The sequence below is a fragment of the Streptomyces sp. NPDC006872 genome (assembly GCF_040635845.1).
Classification (GTDB): domain Bacteria; phylum Actinomycetota; class Actinomycetes; order Streptomycetales; family Streptomycetaceae; genus Streptomyces.
Window position 1 is genome coordinate 25,895 of sequence record NZ_JBEYIL010000040.1, and the last position, 14,098, is coordinate 39,992.

Genomic DNA, 14,098 nt, shown 5'->3' on the forward strand with positions numbered 1-14,098 from the left:
CCCCACTTGTGCACAAGGGTGGGTGTGATAGTCATGCGGAGGCTTCCGGCTGGTAGTGCAGCAAGAGCAGGAGGTCCTGCTGGCCTCGGTAGACCGCCCGGCACTGGCGGCACGTGATGCCGGACTGGCCGGCCGTGTGCGTGAGCGCGGCACCGCACCTGGTCCCGTCGTCGTTCACGACGGCGATGCACTGCCCGATATCCTTCGGCCGGGGCGGCGGGTCGCCCACGATCACCCGGGCCTGCCCCTCCAGCTCGCGGACCTCGCGCGCCAGGTCCCCGGCGGCCGGGTACTCGGCGGTGATCCACTCCAGCTCCATGGCCAGCCACCGGCAGTCCGCTTCTAGCGAGGCCGCGGCCGGCGGCCCGTGGTGCGGCCAGCGGACGCGCTGCACGTCCACCCGCCACGACCGGACCACCTCGGAGGTGCGCACCGTGGTGACGGTGTCCAGCACGTCCTCGTTGATGGGGGACCGTGGGCCGGCCGCGCCGCGGGTGGCGACGATCTCGCCCCACCCGGAGCGGCGCGGCACGAGGCACTCGGCGACCTCGCGGTACAGGACGGGCAGTTCGGTCAGCCGCTTGTCGAGGGATCGGGTGTCCCACTCGCACAGGTACAGCGGGCCGGACTCGCGGCCGCACAGTCCGCAGTTCATCAGAGCAGGGTTCCTGTCGGTACGTCGGTCATGGACCGGGGGCGGTACGGGTCGTCGTCCTCGTCGGGTTCGTCGTCGTCCCAGATTTCGAGGGCGAGCTGGGACGGGCGGGAGGGCACGGCCTTCGGGTGAGTTATGGCCGTGTGTGTTCCGATGAGGCGGCGGGGGCGGCGCTCGAGGGCGGCCTTCAGCCGTTTCAGGCAGCGGGGGCCGAGGCGCAGCCGCCGGGATTCCCGATCGCGCAGGGGACGGCCGCAGGCCATGCATGCGGTGGCCTCTCCGGACGCGCCGGCCTCGCCGGTTTCAGGAGGCCCTGGCATGCCGTTCACCGTCCAAGGTCTGCAGGTGCCGGTCACGGGGCGGGTACGTGGGAGGCAGCCGGTCGACCGCCTGCTCCAGCTCGACGGCGAGCCCCAGCCATTCCAGAGCCTGCGCACTGTGGGGCCGGGTGCCGGATGCCACGTAGAGCGCCTCGATGAGGCGGTCCGTGGCACGCACGTCGTCGAGTTCGATGCGGATGCTCACGCGAGGGTCTCCTTCGCTTCCTGGATGCGGCGGGGATGGACTTCAGGCAGAGCCACGCCGTTGACGTGGCACGGGGTGCCCTGCAAGACCTGGCACTCCGGGCAGCAGGCGGTGGTCTCGGCCCACAGGCTGATGCGGGAGGCGTGCGGCTTGGCGAGCGTGCGGCCGTTGACGCGGACGATGCACGACTGGTGTGCGCGGGCCCGGCAGTGCTCGTGCGGGCAGGGCACGGAGCGGGCGGGGTGTGCGCGGGCGCGGAAGGCGTGGCGGATGCCGGCGGGCATCGGCGCCCCCTGATGCAGGCCCATCGGTCATACCCCCGAGCCCTGCTCGTCCTCGGGCAGGCGGGCCGTGCCGTCGAGGATCGCCATCATCTTGGCGTGCTCGTAGTCGAGGATGCGTGCCCAGTAGTGCTCGATCGGCCCCGTGTTGTCGCAGCTGCGCATGCCGTGGAACACGTCGGTGAGGATCTCGCGGAGGAGGCTCTCCAGCTGGCGGATCCGGGCGGCCGGCTCGGGCACGGGCCCGCTGATCTCAGCGTGTTGTTCGGCTGTGCGCTCGCTGTCGGCCGCACCAGGCATAGCAGGAACAGCACGGCGGTATGCGTCAGCTGCGGTGATCCCGTTCACGGTGACGTCCGGCGCGTGCTCCTTCGCCAGGGCGAGAGCGGTGTCGAGGTCGAAGCGGTGGGCCGCGTGCCAGCCGTCGCCGCGGTCGTACTCCTTGACGCCGAAGTCCCAGTCTCCGTCGGTGCCGAGGCAGTAGTTGTGGTGGACGACCGCCCACCGGCCTGCGCCGCGGTACTCGACTTCGATGACGTACAGGTGCTGGTTGATGTCCTCGCCGGGCAGGAGCGAGACCTCGTAGCGGGTGGGCTGCACGGTGGGCTCGGGGACGGCGGGCTGCTGGCCGGTCATCGGACGCAACCCTCGCTGGCGACGGCGAGACGCTGCGGGCAGTCGGCCCAGGCGACGGCAGGCGGAAAGTCCCCGAGCGGGCCGGTGCAGCCGATGCAGATCTCCATCTCGGTCAGGTGGGAGCAGGTGTCCTTGCCGGGGATCTCGTCGCCGTCGTCGGTGAAGAAGTCCTCGCATTCCCGTTCCAGGCATTCGAGGTTGCCGCCGGTCACGGTCTCCGGCCGGTGGACGGCGGGCTGGTCGGGCGTGGGCTTGCCCTTGCGGCGGAAGCGGGCGCTGCATGCGGCCCAGGGGACGAACTCGCCGTTCTCGGCGGAGCACTCCGGGCAGGCGTCACCGGCCGGGGCGTCGAGGCAGACGGAGACGCCTTGCGGACTTCCGGTGTGGCGGTCGCCCCACTCGTCCCAGGCGTCGGTGGTGTTGTCCGGCTCGGGGCCGTGCGGGCAGTCGTCACCACCGGCTTCCCAGAACCAGGGCTCGGGGCGGTGGTCGGCGGTTGTCTGGTCGGTCATGCGCTGTGCCTCTCTTGGTCGTTGGCGTACTGCTGGCAGCCGGTGCACAGGCCGGTCGCGCCGTAGGGCAGCGGCATGCCGCATTCGGGATCGGTGCAGCGGGTGAGCGGCGCGCGGGCGCGTACCACCTCGAGCGCCGCGTCCCGCGGCTTGGCCGCCTGCCTCTGCCCCGTCGATGACTCGTCTTTCGCGGCCTCGCCCGCGCGCGGCTGTGGCTGAGGTGAAAGGCCAGCCAGAGTGTGGTCGGGGAGGGGGTCCCTACCGTAGGTAGGTTCTGTACTGGTAGGCGCGTCCGTGGACGCTGTCCGGAACGCGTCCACGGACGCTGTCCGGGGGCGTCCACGGACGCTGTCCGGGTTCTCGGAACGCGTCCACGGACGCTGTCCGGAACCCCCGGCGCGGACGCTGTCCGGAACGCGTCCACGGACGCTGTCCGCCTGGTTGTCCCCAGGCCCGTAGTGGTTTTCCACAGCGTCCACGGACGCTGTCCGGGCGTCCGCGGCAGCCTCGTCCGCCTTCTTCTTCGCGTGGGCCCGGCGCTGCCGGGTGTCCGTCATGTGGTGGATGTGCTGTTCCCACGGAAGGCCCTTGCTGCCGACCGGGATCAGCAGCTGGTACATGGCGGACGCGTTCGGCCGGCGCTTGCGGGCGAGGACGCCGACCCCCATGAGGACCTTCACGGCGCGCGTGACGGACTCCTGAGAGCAGTCGGCCAGGGCGGCCAGGGTGTCCCGGCCGGGGAAGGCGTTGCTGCCGTCGGCGTCCGCGTAGGTGGCGATCCACATGCCGACCGTGACGACGCGCGACACCTCGGGAATGCGTCGTCCGACACGCAGGACCTCGGCCCTGAGGGCGTTGGTCCACGCGTTGCGGACGCTCTGCACGCGGTCGTCAGTGCTCACCTGGTGTGTCTCTCCAGTTCGTCAGGCGTGGGCGGTGGACAGGGCGCGACGGTAGGCGGCGTTGGCGTCGCGGCACGGCGCGCAGGGCGGGATCTCGTGGGCGCGGTGCGCGAGGTATCCGGCCCGGGTGCCGCACTGTCCGGTCCAGTCAGGGGAGGCGTCGGGGTCGTCGATCCGGTCGTCGTCCCACGCGGCGGGCGGCGCCCACCCGGCCTTGAGCGCGCGGGCCTTGGAGCCGGCCACGCCGGCCTCGCTGGCCCCGTGGGTGCGGGGGTCGGTGTTCGACAGCTCCCGGTACAGGTCGCGGATCCGGCGGGCCGTCTGCACGGTGACGCCGGTCGCGGTGAACAGCGCGCACAGGTTCGTCGTGGTCCAGTCGATGTGCTGTGCGAGACGCATCACGGGCCAGCCGAACGCGACCAGCGCCTGAAGCCTGCGGACGGTGCCGACGGCGCTGACATGGGCGTGTCCGGCCAGCGTGTCCAGCGTCGGCCGGACGGCCAGGATCGCGGCGGCCCGCTCGGGGCTGATGCCCTTCTGCGGGGCGCCGCCGCCGCGGTCCGGCCGACCGCTGACGATGGACTGCAGATACCGGCGTCCGACGCCGAGTTCGGCCGCGATGGCCCGCAGGCCCATCCCGCAGGACCGCAGATACAGCAGATGGGCGCGGGCCGGTCCTGCGTCCACGAACGGCGACTCGTACCGGCCGTAGGCGATCTGGCGGGACCGCTCGTTCTCCCGCGTCCGGTTGGCGTCCCGGCAGGGACGGCACCGGCACTTCTCCACGACGTACTTGGCGCGCGAGCCGTGCGGGCGGCGGCTGTCCGGAGCGACGTAGACCGGCAGCACGTCGGCGAAGCCGGGCAGCCCCAGGGCGCTGCGGGCGTCCGCCACCTTCACCGGGTGCAGGCCGGTACGCCTGGCCACCGCAGCGTTCGACAGGCCCTCGCGCAGCAGCCCGGCCACCTCGGGAGCGATCTGCATCAGGACCACTCCCCGCGCTGCTCGTCGCGGACCGCGGCCCGCAGCCGGGCGAGGCCGGCCACGACCTCCGGGTCGGTCGCGCTGAAGGAGTCGAGGTGGCGGCGCGCTTCCTCGAGGACCTGCCGCGCGCGGCGGTCGGCGGCCCGGCGGCGCACCCACTGGACGGTGCGGTCGACGGCCACGATGAGCAGGGCGACCGCAATGCACATGAGGACGACGATCGAGACGACGGCCGCGGCGACGACCAGCTGCCCGGGCAGCACGGGGGCGGTCATCACGCGGCGCTCCTGCCGCGGTAGGCCACGGTGCCCCGCCAGGTGCGGCAGATCGAGCTGTGCACCGTCGCGCGCTTCGACTTGGCGTAGCCGCACGCCTCGATCACCCCGGCCGCCGAGGCCTTCAGGAAAGCGGGCCCCCACCGGTTCGGGCTGTCGGGCTCGTCGACCAGGCGCTCGGCGATGAGGTCGGCGGCCTGGAACTCGACGCCGCGGCGGGCCATCTCCTCGATGGCGGCGGCGCACGCCTCAGCCCAGTCGGTGGGCGTGTTCGCCTGCGCGAGGGCCATGCCGTCGGCCTTCGCGGCCTCCCCGGCGTCCGGGTCGACGGCACCCTGCACGGGCTCGGAGAACTGGAGCTGCTCGCTCATCGCTGGCCGCCTCTCTTCTCGTCGATGGCGAGACGGGAGATCCCGGCGACCATGACGAGGAGCGCGCACACCGAGTCGACGTACTGGTCGCCTTCCGACGCGAGGGCGGCAGCGAACAGCGCCAGCGTGGTCTGGTTGTCCTTGTTGCAGTAGGCGACGAGGAAGCGAGCGGCGAAGGCCTTCGGCGGGTCACTGTCCATGGCGCCGGGCTGGAGCTGTTTGAGGACCCACATGTCGCCGTGCTCGGGCCGGGGCGCACGCTCGCCGTAGAGCTGGCAGAGCATGTGCTCGCCAGCGGCGGCGATGGCGCAGCACACCCCGTACATGCGGTTGTCGTCGGACTGGCTGCCGATGGTGATCAGGTGGCGTGCCGCGTCGTCGCCCTGCCCGGCTACGGCGTAGGCGAGAGCCTCGAAGACGAGGTTGGCCGTGTCGTCGGTGTTCACTGGCCACCGCCGGGGACGAGCAGGAGGGCGCGCTCGTACTGCACCTCGAGCAGGGCGAGCGCCATGTCCGGGTCCTGGTCCTGCTCCGCCTCGGAGCGCAGGATGGGCATGCCGGAGTCGATGGCGGCGAGGGCCTCGTCGCGGGTGGCGGGGCGGCCTTCGGCGAACCAGAGAGTCTCGACGGGTTCGCCGAGGTGGAACAGCCGGTAGCCGGGGATCATGTGCCACCCGGGCGTCACCCAGACCACGGCGACGCCCGGGTTCCGCTTGATCATCACGCCGTCCGGGGCGGCGGCGTCCTCGGGCAGGTTGGCGTCCCTGCGGCGCATGCCGGGGGTGGTGAGGAACGGGCAGGCGGTGGCGGCGTAGACGGCGCAGTCGCGGTGCGCCGGGGGTTCGGGCGACGTGCGGTTCGCGGCGCACATCGGGCCGACGACGTAGGCGTACTGCGTGGCGGCCGCGCCAAGTGTGCGGTTGATGAGACTGTCGCCGCAGATCCAGCAGCAGCGGAAGGTGATCGCGCCGTGCATCTTGCCTTCGCCGACGACGCGGAAGTCCGGCTCGCCGTTGATGCGGGCGACGAACCACGGGATGGGGTAGCCGACCTTGTTGCAGGGCAGGCGGGCGACGCGCGGCGGGGGCGCGGGCAGGGTGACGGTCATGACTGGCCTCCGTGCAGGCGGGAGAGGGCGTCGCCGGCCATCGCGGCCAGCTGCTCGTCGGAAGCGGCGAAGAAGGCGTCCGGCACGGTCACGCCGTCCCACACGCTGCGCGCCCATCGGGCGTCGCCGAGCGCGGTGTGCGCGACGTCCGCGGCCGGCGGATCGACCTCGACGAGCCGGGACACGTCGTGCGTGCGCCACGGCCAGCCGACCGCCTTGGCGACCTTGCCGTACCAAGTGGCGTCGCACTGGTGCCGCGTCCACTCGCTGGCCCGCCCGTACAGGGACCCGACGGCCAGGGTGACGATGTCGACGGTGCGGTAGTGCCAGGGCCGCGGCTGGTCGTAGTACCGGCCGAACAGGTGGGTGAGCATCTCGGCGTCGAAGGCGACGTTGGAGCCGACGAGGACGGCCCCGTCCAGCAGCGTGTGCAGGCGCCGGGCCGCCGTCTCGCGGTCGTCCCACACCCACCCCGGGGCGGACGTCCGCTCGTGGTAGCGGTTGATCCGCAGCGCCTCGGCGGTTGCGTTCGACAGGTCCGGCTCGATGCGGACGACGTGCTCTTCGTCCTGGCCGTCGGCGCGCAGGATGACGGCGATCTCCCACGCGTCGTGCAGGAAGGGATCCAGCCCGGTGGTCTCGGTATCGACGAAGGCCAGGAGTACGGGCCTCTTGGTAGTGCTCATGGTGCTCGCTTTCGAGGACGGGTCAGCGGCTGCCGAGCTGCGGGAACTTCTGGAGGGACAGCGAGCGGCAGGGCTCGCGCAGGCACATGTCGATGAACAGCAGCTGGTCCTCGTGGGCCTGCTGGTGCAGCGCGTTGAGCGCGGTGTGGAGTTCACCGGCGGCGCCGTGCGGGTCTCCCGCGCAGCTGTTGGCGCGGTGCAGGCCGAACTCGCTCAGCTCGTCGTCTTCGGATTCGGTGAGGTAGTCGGCGATGTCGACTTCGACCTCGGTCATGACGGTCACGTAGCGGCTGGCGCGGCGTGTCTTCATCGTTCTCGCTTTCTGGGTGTGGGGTGCCGGGCCCGCCCGCCGGGGGGAAGTCGCGGGCGGGCCCGGCCGGCCGCAGAGCCCTGTTGGGGGAGGCTCGATGCGGCCTGTCAGGTGGTCAGGCGGGCGTCGAATTCAGGGCCCCGACATGGGCCCGGTGCTTACGGCTGTACCGGTAGCGCGGGTTCGAGGCCGCCGGACGCTCGGTCCACTCGATCGGGCCGTGACACTTCCGGAACGGGCTGTGGAACCACTCCCGCCGGAACGCCTCCACGCCGCAGCCGGGGCACGGAACCAGCGGGCCGATCTTCGACTCGAAGCGGTTGGCTTGGAACGCTGCCTGACGCTGCCACTTGTCCGGCCGCTCGAATTCCAAGGAGCCGTCCAGGACCTCGCCGCCGGACGGCAGGTCGGTGGGGTCCTCGCCCCAGTACGCCAGGGCCTGATCCTCGTTCTCGGCCTCCACCCAGATGACCCGGGTGATGGTCTCGGTGACGATGATCGGGAAGCTGCGTTCCAGCACACCCCACGCGTTCGCGGGCGTGGTGGTGTCGAGGAGTTCCGCGACATCCCAGTCCGGCTCGGCGGGCTTCAGTCGCGGCCAGCGTTCGCCGAGGTAGCTGTGATCGCCGCGGTGCTTCAGTTCCTCGTCGCAGTCCTTGTAGGAGGCGCCGGGCTTCGGCTCGCCGCACTTCATGCCGCACCGCCCGAGGCCTGCTCGACGTCAGCGTTCAGCAGCGCCACCAGATACGCGGCCACTGGCTCCGAGTACGTCTCGATCTGCGGCCACGGGCAGCAGCCGTACACACCGTCCTCGTCCCGGATCGGGCCGCCCGGGTAGTCGGGGATCTGATGCAGGGCGTCGGACCGCTCGCCCGTGCAGACGGGGGCGAGGCCGGTGAGGGACTCGCTGTCGGTGAGGGTGACCCGCCACTTCGGGCGGTCGGTGCCGGTGTCCTGCCGCAGGATCTCGGCGACGTCGGCGCGCGCCTTCGCGAGACTGTCGCTCACTCCGCACCGTCCTCGCGCTCGGCCTTGAGGCGGGCGATCTCCTCGCGGGCGGCGGCGAGTTCGTCCACGGCGGTGCGCTGCCGGTCGACGCCCTCGGCGATGATGTCCCTCCACCGCTGCACGCCGGCCAGCACACGGTCAGCGATGGCCAGCTGGACGTCAGGTGCGGTTCCCTGGGGGAACATCATCTGCAATTCGTTCGCGGTGGCATCCCTGCTCGGCCGCAGCGACAGGCTCGCCATCGGGTAGGCGCTGGATTCGGCGGTGCCGGTCTCTTGCCAGAAGTCGTAGGCGCGCATCACATGTCCTCCGCGTCGTCCGACGTGCTCAGGCAGGCCTCACACGCGCCGCAGCCGTACCAGGTGCCGTCGATGAACTCGCCACCGCAGTCGTCCGGGTCGTCGGCCTCCGCCGTCTGGCTCTGCTCCTCCTCGAGCGCCCGCGCTTCGTCCGCCGCGTCCAGCCGGAACTTCGCGTCGCGGTCGTGCTCGGCGAGCTCGTCAGCGCTCATCACGTCGGCGTTGGTCATGTGTTCGTAGGCGCTCACGCAGGTCCCCCCTGGGTGGTGTGGTCGCTGGTGGCGAGGTAGGCGTCCAGGGCGTCGCCGGGTCCGTCTGCCTGCGGCGTGGAGATGCCGAGCCAGCGGGCGATACCGGGGACGACCAGCACGGTGGCCGTGTCGAGGAGGGCGCTGACCGGCAGCTCGAGGGCGCTCACTCGCCAACTCCCTGCGGGTGCCGACGCAGCCACTCGCGGCGCAGCTCGTAGCGGGCGTGGACGGCGGCGACCCGGTCGAGGAACTCGCCGACGGTCCACGGCTTCAGCCCGCGCGACCGGTGCGCCCATGCGGCCTCGACCGCGAGGACCGAGTCGACCTCCAGGTCGGCGAGCGGGCGGGGCTCCATCGCGGTCGCCATCACTCGTCCGCCTCGGCGTCGTACCGGGAGGCGACCTCCAGCGAGGTCACGATGTAGCCCGTCGGCCGCTCGTCCTCGCCGAAGGCGGCGACCAGTTCGGCAACGCCGTCCTCCTCGTCCTCGATCCAGTCGAGGGCGGCACCGGGGATGTCGCGGCGGATGAGGGTCTCGCAGTGCTCGCGGGCGGCGGCAGCCGTCATGTACAGGCCCATCACGATCGAGTCGTGCTCTGCCCGGTAGACCGTCGGAACGTTCTCGCCCGGCTCCATAGGCGTCCCAGGCGTGGCCTGCTGAAGCAGAAAGAGGGCACCGAAGGCGTTGCTTCCCGGGTCTTCGAGGTCGTGGCACAGCGCGGCAAGAGCGGCCCGCCCCTCGATGGCAGCGGCTTCCAACTCGGCGACGCGCGCCTTCAGCTTGGCCGTGTCGAAGGTGTACGCCCGCTCGACCTCGTCGACCCGGGCCCGCAGCTGCTCGATCAGCCTGCGAAGCCCCGGTTCCAGCTCCTCCGGCGTCGACGGCCGGTGCGGGCCCTCCAGGTGGGCGATGACCGTCATACCCAGATCCCACGCGTCCGGGGTGTTGATGAGGTCGTACCGGCCCATCGCGGCCAGCAGCTCCTCCTCGCGGGACTGGCGGGTCTCGACGTACCGTCGCAGGCGAGTCAGCTCGGCGGCCGTCTCCGGCGACTGGAGGAGTTGCGCCGACTCCAGGTCGAAGGCGATTCCGGCGGGCGTCTGCTTCCCGTTCTTCATCGCGCGGCAGATCGCGTCCGCCGCTGTGTTCACCAGCTTCGTGTTCACGCGGTGCCGCCCATCTCGCTGGCGAGCGCGGCGAAGCGGGCGTCGGCGGCGGTGTCGAGGGCGTGCCGGTCGGGGTCGGTGAGGGGGAGCTGCTCACGCAGCTGGTCCAGGGCGGCGAGGCGCTGGCGGACGACGAGCTTGCCCATGTCCGCCTTCAGGCGGGTGAGCGGCACGTCGAGGTCGGAGATGGGCCGGACCGGACGGTCGCCGGTGGGCGACGTCAACGGCACGGGCGGCCGGGTCTGGGATGATGCGGACACGGGGTCCTCTTCTCTCTTGCAGGCGATTGCAGGTAGAGCGGTGGAACTCGGAGGCCTCGACGACTGGGTTGCAGCCCGGCGTCGGGGCCGTCGCCTTGTCAGGCGGTGGCGGGCTTCCGGCCACGGCGGGCGCGACGCGCCTCCGGCGGCCGGTGCTCGGCGGTGGTGCCTCGGTGGGAGGGTCGGTCTCCGGCCATCTGCGTGGCCTCGTAGCGCTCGACCTCGGCAAGCGGGAACAGCACCAGCGCGCCCTGCTTGAAGGCGGCCGGCGCCTTACCACGGTGGCGGGCGATGTAGATGGCCGTGGCGGTGGTCTGCCAGCGGCTGGCCAGCTGCTTCACGGTGAGGTGGGGGGACTGCTCACCCGTCTGGGTCGTCATCACTTCCCTCGTCTTCGCTCTCGGTGATTTCACGGATGGCCTCCCGGGCGTCGCGCTCCTTGCGGAGCTCGACGGCGATGCGCCGCACGATGGCCGGGCTGGGGCTGGCCTGGTTTCTTTCGATCCGGGACAGGTACGAGGCGGAGATCCCGATGCGTTGGGCGAACTCCGTCAGGCCACAGCCCGACTCCTCGCGATTGCGCCGGATGCTGCTTCCTCGCGCCTTCACACCGGAAAGATTAGGAAAGAACCTGCAACGAAGCAAGCGGTACACATGAAAGAACAGGAAAGATTCTGAAGTTGCAGGTCAGCGGCGGGATCTCGACTGTCGGTCGCAGGTGACCGGTTGGTACGTTGTTTCCTGTCGTTGCTTCTTGTTGCGTGTAGAGACCTGGCGGAGGCTTGGATGAATCACGACCCCGAGCGGTGGGCCGTGCTGGGTCACGCCATCCGAGGCGACCGTGAACGGCAGGGCCTCACCCGCCTGCAGCTCGTCGCCCGCGTCCAGGAGCGCGGCGGCCAGGTGTCCGAGCGCACCATCGCCAGCCTCGAGGAGCTCACGCCTCCGAAGAAGCGGAGCAAGCCCACGAAGCTCGAACCGGTCGTCGCGGCCCTCGACTGGCGGCCGGGCTGGACTGACCGGATCCTGGCCGGGGAGGATCCGGCGGACGTGCTGCGGCGTGACGTGGTCGAGGAGCAGACCGTCGAGGAGCAGACCGAGGCCGCCGAGGCGCACGCGGATCCGTCGCGCGGGCGCCTGCTCGAACTCGTGCCGGGCGTGTATGAGTTCAGTCGCACGGCGGCCCGGCTCGGTGCGCCGGCCGCGCTGCGAGACGACTTCGACCACCTCGTGCAGCAGCTGCTCGAGGCGGTCACCGCCCCGCAGTCGACGCGGTCCTCCTACGCCCTGGCCGCGTATCGGCCGCACGCCGTCGGCGAGGGTGTGCCCGCCGACGATGCGGCGCGCATCAGCGACGCGCTGAACCGGAACGGCTGAGGCGCACAACCTTTTCGAGCGCGGCGGGGTCTACCACCTCGCCGCGTCGCCATGTCTATAAAGCGCCGGGGTTGTTCGCCGCTGCCTGGATTCGGCACCGTGTGGAGCGAGTTGAAGGATTTCCTACAGTTACCTTCCATTGCCTGTGTGTGATCAGGTAGGAATGGACATCCGGCGCGCTTCCCACCCGTCTGAACTCCTGGGGGGCGCATGTCCGTACAGCCGCTGGTATCCGCCGGTCTCCACTACGCGCCTGCTGTGATCCTCGATCAGCTCGGTATCGTCGTGGTGCGTACCTGGCTGAGGGATACGTGGGGAGCGTGGTCCCGGGACCGCCAGCGGATCGTCATCGCCTCCGGCCTCAGCGCCGTGCAGGAACGTTGCGTCCTGGCGCACGAACTGGAGCACGTGTACGCCGACGATGCGGACTGCAACAGCCCGGTTGAGCGGATCCGCCAGGAGCGCCGCGCCGACCTCGAGGCGGCGCGCAAACTGATAGCCATCTCGGACCTCGCCGAGGTCGCCCAATGGGCGGCCGACACGTACACCGCGGCAGCAGAGCTGCGCGTGACGGAACGTCTGCTCGAGGTCCGTCTCAACGACCTCAGAGGGGAGGGCTGGCCGTGGCGTCATCAGGATGGATCGAGGATCGCTGGCTGAAGAAGCGCAAGGACCCCGTCACCGGGAAGCGCGAGCGCACCGAGCTCTACGGCACCAAGACCAAGCGGTACCGGGTGTGCGGAATCCCGGGCGTGCGCAAGCGGAGCTTCGAGACGCTCGAGGAAGCGAAGGACTGGCGGGTCAAGGCGCTGAGCGCGACGAAGAAGAAGGAGTTCGTCGACGACCGCGACGGCGAGCTCCTCCTGGCGGACTACATCACGGACGAGTGGTGGCCCAAGAGGACGGACGCGGTGAACACGGCGGCGCCGATGAAGTCGAAGATCTTCAACCACATCGTGGGCTCCGCTCTCGGCCGGACTCCGATGAACGTCATCGACGACGACCATTTGGTCGAGTGGAAGCGCGAGCTGAAGGGGCGCGGCCTGGCGGACTCCACGCTCGAGGTGATCTGGAACCATCTCAGCTCCATCTTCAAGTCGGCCGTCGGGAAGAAGATCGCGAAGAACCCCTGCCAGCAGGCGGAGAAGGGCGTGCGACCCACGGGTGCGGGCGAGACGAAGGCCCGGGCCTGGACGAAGGAGGAGGCGCACGCGATCAGGGAGGAGATACCGGCGCGGTACCGGATCATCGCGGACCTCGGGATGAGGGCCGGGCAGCGGCAGGGTGAGACCTTCGGCTTCAGCCCGGACGATGTCGACCGCGACCTGATGGTCCTGCACCTGCGCCGCCAGCTGCTGTGGGAGAACTCCAGCCGCCCCTACTTCAAGCTGCCCAAGGGCGACAAAGAGCGAGTCATCCCGCTGTCGCCGGGCCTGCTCAAGCTGATCGACGAACACGGCGAGAAGTACCCTGCGGTGACCGTGACCCTTCCGTGGCAGGGCCCGGGCAACGGCGGACGGCCGACGGCCAAGGTCCGGCTGATGACGACGACGCGCTTCCGCAACCGCCTCAGCCCGTCGACGTACAACAACCACATCATGAAGCCGGCGCTCGCCGCCGCCGGGCTGATCGCGCCGCGCAAGGAGGATTCGAACTGGGGGTGGGAGCCGTCGCGGGAGATGATGCACCACCGCTGGCGGCACACCTACGCGAGCGTGCAGCTGGGCGGCGGCGAGGACGTGATCTCCGTTTCGCACTGGATGGGTCACGCTTCACCAGACATCACGCTGAAGGTCTACTCGCACTTCATGCCGGACCGCGGCCTGCGCGGCCGGACCGCCGTGGACGCCTGGCTGGACGCCGGCGCGCAGGCCCGCCCGGCGGCCGCCGACCTGTGGGCAGTCGATCCGTTCGGTTGGGCGGAGTCCGTTCCCCTCGCGCTCGAGGCCGGGCAGATCGGCGACTCGGCCGAGCTGTACGTGCAGGGCGCGCGCTACAGCGGCGGTCCCTGGACGATGGGCGCCAAACTGGACGCGGCGGCCGGCGCGCTGGGGGAGATCCGCACCGACGCCGGTGACGACGCGGACCGCGCGCTCGCCTCTTGCCTGGCGTGGGTACGGGAGTACGCTGCTGTGCAGGGTCTGGCTGTGAAGCGGGCGGAGAACCTGAACGATCAGGTCGCCGAACCGCTCCGGCCGTACCAGGCGCTCGGGCGGTTCCTGCTCGTGCCCGCCGAGGGAGTGACGTGACCTCCCACTGAAACCCCCTCAGAACCCCCTCGTAAGCGCAACGATCACTGAGGCCCGCCCCCGGAAGTACGGGAGGCGGGCCTCAGTCGTGCCGTTCTCGAACAGGCGACGCGGCGCATATGTGCTGGTCAGCTGTATGTGTAGAAGCCTGAGCCGGTCTTGCGGCCCAGTCGGCCCGCGTCCACCATGCGCTGGAGCAGCGGGGGAGCCGCGTACAGCGGTTCCTTGTACTCCTCGTACAT

Annotated in this window: 28 protein-coding genes; 3 read left to right on the forward strand and 25 right to left on the reverse strand. The window is 70.8% G+C overall.

Annotated elements, in window-relative coordinates:
* Positions 1 to 31: 31 nt before the first annotated feature.
* The 24 genes from ABZ725_RS51580 to ABZ725_RS51695 form a co-directional block, all read right to left on the reverse strand.
* Positions 32 to 655: a hypothetical protein gene (locus ABZ725_RS51580; RefSeq protein ID WP_358809309.1), complete on the reverse strand. Its 624-nt coding sequence runs from the start codon at positions 653 to 655 to the stop codon at positions 32 to 34.
* Positions 655 to 975 (reverse strand): DUF6011 domain-containing protein, encoded by a 321-nt coding sequence (locus tag ABZ725_RS51585; protein WP_358809310.1) that lies wholly within the window; start codon positions 973 to 975, stop codon positions 655 to 657. Before ABZ725_RS51585 ends, ABZ725_RS51580 begins: the two co-directional genes overlap by 1 nt.
* Positions 959 to 1,180 carry a hypothetical protein gene (locus ABZ725_RS51590; RefSeq protein WP_358809311.1) on the reverse strand — a complete coding sequence of 74 codons (222 nt, stop codon included), beginning with the start codon at positions 1,178 to 1,180 and terminating at the stop codon, positions 959 to 961. The genes ABZ725_RS51585 and ABZ725_RS51590 overlap by 17 nt, the downstream gene beginning before the upstream one ends.
* On the reverse strand, positions 1,177 to 1,464 hold the full coding sequence (locus ABZ725_RS51595; protein ID WP_358809312.1) for a hypothetical protein: 288 nt from the start codon (positions 1,462 to 1,464) through the stop codon (positions 1,177 to 1,179). The genes ABZ725_RS51590 and ABZ725_RS51595 overlap by 4 nt, the downstream gene beginning before the upstream one ends.
* Positions 1,465 to 1,491: 27 nt before the next feature.
* Entirely contained in the window at positions 1,492 to 2,097 is a 606-nt protein-coding gene (locus tag ABZ725_RS51600; RefSeq protein ID WP_358809313.1) for a hypothetical protein, read from the reverse strand.
* Complete coding sequence (locus ABZ725_RS51605; RefSeq protein WP_358809314.1) at positions 2,094 to 2,609, reverse strand: hypothetical protein; 516 nt, start codon at positions 2,607 to 2,609, stop codon at positions 2,094 to 2,096. Before ABZ725_RS51605 ends, ABZ725_RS51600 begins: the two co-directional genes overlap by 4 nt.
* On the reverse strand, positions 2,606 to 3,511 hold the full coding sequence (locus ABZ725_RS51610) for a hypothetical protein (RefSeq protein ID WP_358809315.1): 906 nt from the start codon (positions 3,509 to 3,511) through the stop codon (positions 2,606 to 2,608). The genes ABZ725_RS51605 and ABZ725_RS51610 overlap by 4 nt, the downstream gene beginning before the upstream one ends.
* 21 nt (positions 3,512 to 3,532) lie before the next feature.
* Positions 3,533 to 4,495: a hypothetical protein gene (locus ABZ725_RS51615; RefSeq protein WP_358809316.1), complete on the reverse strand. Its 963-nt coding sequence runs from the start codon at positions 4,493 to 4,495 to the stop codon at positions 3,533 to 3,535.
* Positions 4,495 to 4,770, reverse strand: a complete 276-nt coding sequence (locus tag ABZ725_RS51620; RefSeq protein ID WP_358809317.1) for a hypothetical protein — start codon at positions 4,768 to 4,770, stop codon at positions 4,495 to 4,497. Before ABZ725_RS51620 ends, ABZ725_RS51615 begins: the two co-directional genes overlap by 1 nt.
* Positions 4,770 to 5,141, reverse strand: coding sequence for a hypothetical protein (locus tag ABZ725_RS51625; RefSeq protein WP_358809318.1), 372 nt, complete (start codon positions 5,139 to 5,141; stop codon positions 4,770 to 4,772). Before ABZ725_RS51625 ends, ABZ725_RS51620 begins: the two co-directional genes overlap by 1 nt.
* Entirely contained in the window at positions 5,138 to 5,587 is a 450-nt protein-coding gene (locus ABZ725_RS51630; protein WP_358809319.1) for a hypothetical protein, read from the reverse strand. The genes ABZ725_RS51625 and ABZ725_RS51630 overlap by 4 nt, the downstream gene beginning before the upstream one ends.
* Entirely contained in the window at positions 5,584 to 6,249 is a 666-nt protein-coding gene (locus ABZ725_RS51635) for a hypothetical protein (RefSeq protein WP_358809320.1), read from the reverse strand. The genes ABZ725_RS51630 and ABZ725_RS51635 overlap by 4 nt, the downstream gene beginning before the upstream one ends.
* Positions 6,246 to 6,935: a 3'-5' exonuclease gene (locus tag ABZ725_RS51640; RefSeq protein ID WP_358809321.1), complete on the reverse strand. Its 690-nt coding sequence runs from the start codon at positions 6,933 to 6,935 to the stop codon at positions 6,246 to 6,248. The genes ABZ725_RS51635 and ABZ725_RS51640 overlap by 4 nt, the downstream gene beginning before the upstream one ends.
* Positions 6,936 to 6,957: 22 nt before the next feature.
* Positions 6,958 to 7,245 carry a hypothetical protein gene (locus ABZ725_RS51645; protein ID WP_358809322.1) on the reverse strand — a complete coding sequence of 96 codons (288 nt, stop codon included), beginning with the start codon at positions 7,243 to 7,245 and terminating at the stop codon, positions 6,958 to 6,960.
* A 115-nt stretch (positions 7,246 to 7,360) separates the two neighbouring features.
* Positions 7,361 to 7,939, reverse strand: a complete 579-nt coding sequence (locus ABZ725_RS51650) for a hypothetical protein (protein ID WP_358809323.1) — start codon at positions 7,937 to 7,939, stop codon at positions 7,361 to 7,363.
* Complete coding sequence (locus ABZ725_RS51655; protein ID WP_358809324.1) at positions 7,936 to 8,253, reverse strand: hypothetical protein; 318 nt, start codon at positions 8,251 to 8,253, stop codon at positions 7,936 to 7,938. Before ABZ725_RS51655 ends, ABZ725_RS51650 begins: the two co-directional genes overlap by 4 nt.
* Entirely contained in the window at positions 8,250 to 8,552 is a 303-nt protein-coding gene (locus ABZ725_RS51660; protein WP_358809325.1) for a hypothetical protein, read from the reverse strand. Before ABZ725_RS51660 ends, ABZ725_RS51655 begins: the two co-directional genes overlap by 4 nt.
* Positions 8,552 to 8,800, reverse strand: coding sequence for a hypothetical protein (locus ABZ725_RS51665; protein ID WP_358809326.1), 249 nt, complete (start codon positions 8,798 to 8,800; stop codon positions 8,552 to 8,554). Before ABZ725_RS51665 ends, ABZ725_RS51660 begins: the two co-directional genes overlap by 1 nt.
* The gene (locus tag ABZ725_RS51670) at positions 8,797 to 8,970 is read right to left on the reverse strand and encodes a hypothetical protein (RefSeq protein ID WP_358809327.1); all 174 of its coding nucleotides are present in this window, start codon (positions 8,968 to 8,970) and stop codon (positions 8,797 to 8,799) included. Before ABZ725_RS51670 ends, ABZ725_RS51665 begins: the two co-directional genes overlap by 4 nt.
* The gene (locus tag ABZ725_RS51675) at positions 8,967 to 9,170 is read right to left on the reverse strand and encodes a hypothetical protein (RefSeq protein ID WP_358809328.1); all 204 of its coding nucleotides are present in this window, start codon (positions 9,168 to 9,170) and stop codon (positions 8,967 to 8,969) included. The genes ABZ725_RS51670 and ABZ725_RS51675 overlap by 4 nt, the downstream gene beginning before the upstream one ends.
* On the reverse strand, positions 9,170 to 9,970 hold the full coding sequence (locus ABZ725_RS51680) for a hypothetical protein (protein WP_358809329.1): 801 nt from the start codon (positions 9,968 to 9,970) through the stop codon (positions 9,170 to 9,172). The genes ABZ725_RS51675 and ABZ725_RS51680 overlap by 1 nt, the downstream gene beginning before the upstream one ends.
* Positions 9,967 to 10,230: a hypothetical protein gene (locus ABZ725_RS51685; protein ID WP_358809330.1), complete on the reverse strand. Its 264-nt coding sequence runs from the start codon at positions 10,228 to 10,230 to the stop codon at positions 9,967 to 9,969. Before ABZ725_RS51685 ends, ABZ725_RS51680 begins: the two co-directional genes overlap by 4 nt.
* A 98-nt stretch (positions 10,231 to 10,328) precedes the next feature.
* Entirely contained in the window at positions 10,329 to 10,610 is a 282-nt protein-coding gene (locus tag ABZ725_RS51690) for a DNA-binding protein (protein ID WP_358809331.1), read from the reverse strand.
* Entirely contained in the window at positions 10,591 to 10,839 is a 249-nt protein-coding gene (locus tag ABZ725_RS51695) for a helix-turn-helix transcriptional regulator (protein ID WP_358809332.1), read from the reverse strand. The genes ABZ725_RS51690 and ABZ725_RS51695 overlap by 20 nt, the downstream gene beginning before the upstream one ends.
* A 177-nt stretch (positions 10,840 to 11,016) precedes the next feature.
* Here ABZ725_RS51695 and ABZ725_RS51700 point away from each other — a divergent pair, with 177 nt between their 5' ends.
* The 3 genes from ABZ725_RS51700 (at position 11,017) to ABZ725_RS51710 (ending at position 13,856) form a co-directional block, all read left to right on the forward strand.
* Positions 11,017 to 11,607 carry a hypothetical protein gene (locus ABZ725_RS51700; RefSeq protein ID WP_358809333.1) on the forward strand — a complete coding sequence of 197 codons (591 nt, stop codon included), beginning with the start codon at positions 11,017 to 11,019 and terminating at the stop codon, positions 11,605 to 11,607.
* Between the two features lie 210 nt (positions 11,608 to 11,817).
* Entirely contained in the window at positions 11,818 to 12,267 is a 450-nt protein-coding gene (locus ABZ725_RS51705; RefSeq protein WP_358809334.1) for an ImmA/IrrE family metallo-endopeptidase, read from the forward strand.
* Positions 12,231 to 13,856, forward strand: a complete 1,626-nt coding sequence (locus ABZ725_RS51710) for a site-specific integrase (RefSeq protein ID WP_358809335.1) — start codon at positions 12,231 to 12,233, stop codon at positions 13,854 to 13,856. The genes ABZ725_RS51705 and ABZ725_RS51710 overlap by 37 nt, the downstream gene beginning before the upstream one ends.
* Positions 13,857 to 13,984: 128 nt before the next feature.
* On the opposite strand, the gene ABZ725_RS51715 is transcribed toward ABZ725_RS51710, so the two are convergent.
* On the reverse strand, positions 13,985 to 14,098 hold a 114-nt coding region (locus ABZ725_RS51715; RefSeq protein ID WP_358809337.1), incomplete at its 5' end, for a 3-hydroxyacyl-CoA dehydrogenase family protein.

Coding starts and splice junctions, on each gene's coding strand:
- ABZ725_RS51580 (WP_358809309.1), bottom strand. CDS start 655: ATGAACTGCGGACTGTGCGGCCGCGAGTCCGGCCCGCTGTACCTGTGC.
- ABZ725_RS51585 (WP_358809310.1), bottom strand. CDS start 975: ATGCCAGGGCCTCCTGAAACCGGCGAGGCCGGCGCGTCCGGAGAGGCC.
- ABZ725_RS51595 (WP_358809312.1), bottom strand. CDS start 1,464: ATGCCCGCCGGCATCCGCCACGCCTTCCGCGCCCGCGCACACCCCGCC.
- ABZ725_RS51600 (WP_358809313.1), bottom strand. CDS start 2,097: ATGACCGGCCAGCAGCCCGCCGTCCCCGAGCCCACCGTGCAGCCCACC.
- ABZ725_RS51605 (WP_358809314.1), bottom strand. CDS start 2,609: ATGACCGACCAGACAACCGCCGACCACCGCCCCGAGCCCTGGTTCTGG.
- ABZ725_RS51615 (WP_358809316.1), bottom strand. CDS start 4,495: ATGCAGATCGCTCCCGAGGTGGCCGGGCTGCTGCGCGAGGGCCTGTCG.
- ABZ725_RS51620 (WP_358809317.1), bottom strand. CDS start 4,770: ATGACCGCCCCCGTGCTGCCCGGGCAGCTGGTCGTCGCCGCGGCCGTC.
- ABZ725_RS51625 (WP_358809318.1), bottom strand. CDS start 5,141: ATGAGCGAGCAGCTCCAGTTCTCCGAGCCCGTGCAGGGTGCCGTCGAC.
- ABZ725_RS51635 (WP_358809320.1), bottom strand. CDS start 6,249: ATGACCGTCACCCTGCCCGCGCCCCCGCCGCGCGTCGCCCGCCTGCCC.
- ABZ725_RS51640 (WP_358809321.1), bottom strand. CDS start 6,935: ATGAGCACTACCAAGAGGCCCGTACTCCTGGCCTTCGTCGATACCGAG.
- ABZ725_RS51645 (WP_358809322.1), bottom strand. CDS start 7,245: ATGAAGACACGCCGCGCCAGCCGCTACGTGACCGTCATGACCGAGGTC.
- ABZ725_RS51650 (WP_358809323.1), bottom strand. CDS start 7,939: ATGAAGTGCGGCGAGCCGAAGCCCGGCGCCTCCTACAAGGACTGCGAC.
- ABZ725_RS51660 (WP_358809325.1), bottom strand. CDS start 8,552: ATGCGCGCCTACGACTTCTGGCAAGAGACCGGCACCGCCGAATCCAGC.
- ABZ725_RS51675 (WP_358809328.1), bottom strand. CDS start 9,170: ATGGCGACCGCGATGGAGCCCCGCCCGCTCGCCGACCTGGAGGTCGAC.
- ABZ725_RS51690 (WP_358809331.1), bottom strand. CDS start 10,610: ATGACGACCCAGACGGGTGAGCAGTCCCCCCACCTCACCGTGAAGCAG.
- ABZ725_RS51700 (WP_358809333.1), top strand. CDS start 11,017: ATGAATCACGACCCCGAGCGGTGGGCCGTGCTGGGTCACGCCATCCGA.
- ABZ725_RS51705 (WP_358809334.1), top strand. CDS start 11,818: ATGTCCGTACAGCCGCTGGTATCCGCCGGTCTCCACTACGCGCCTGCT.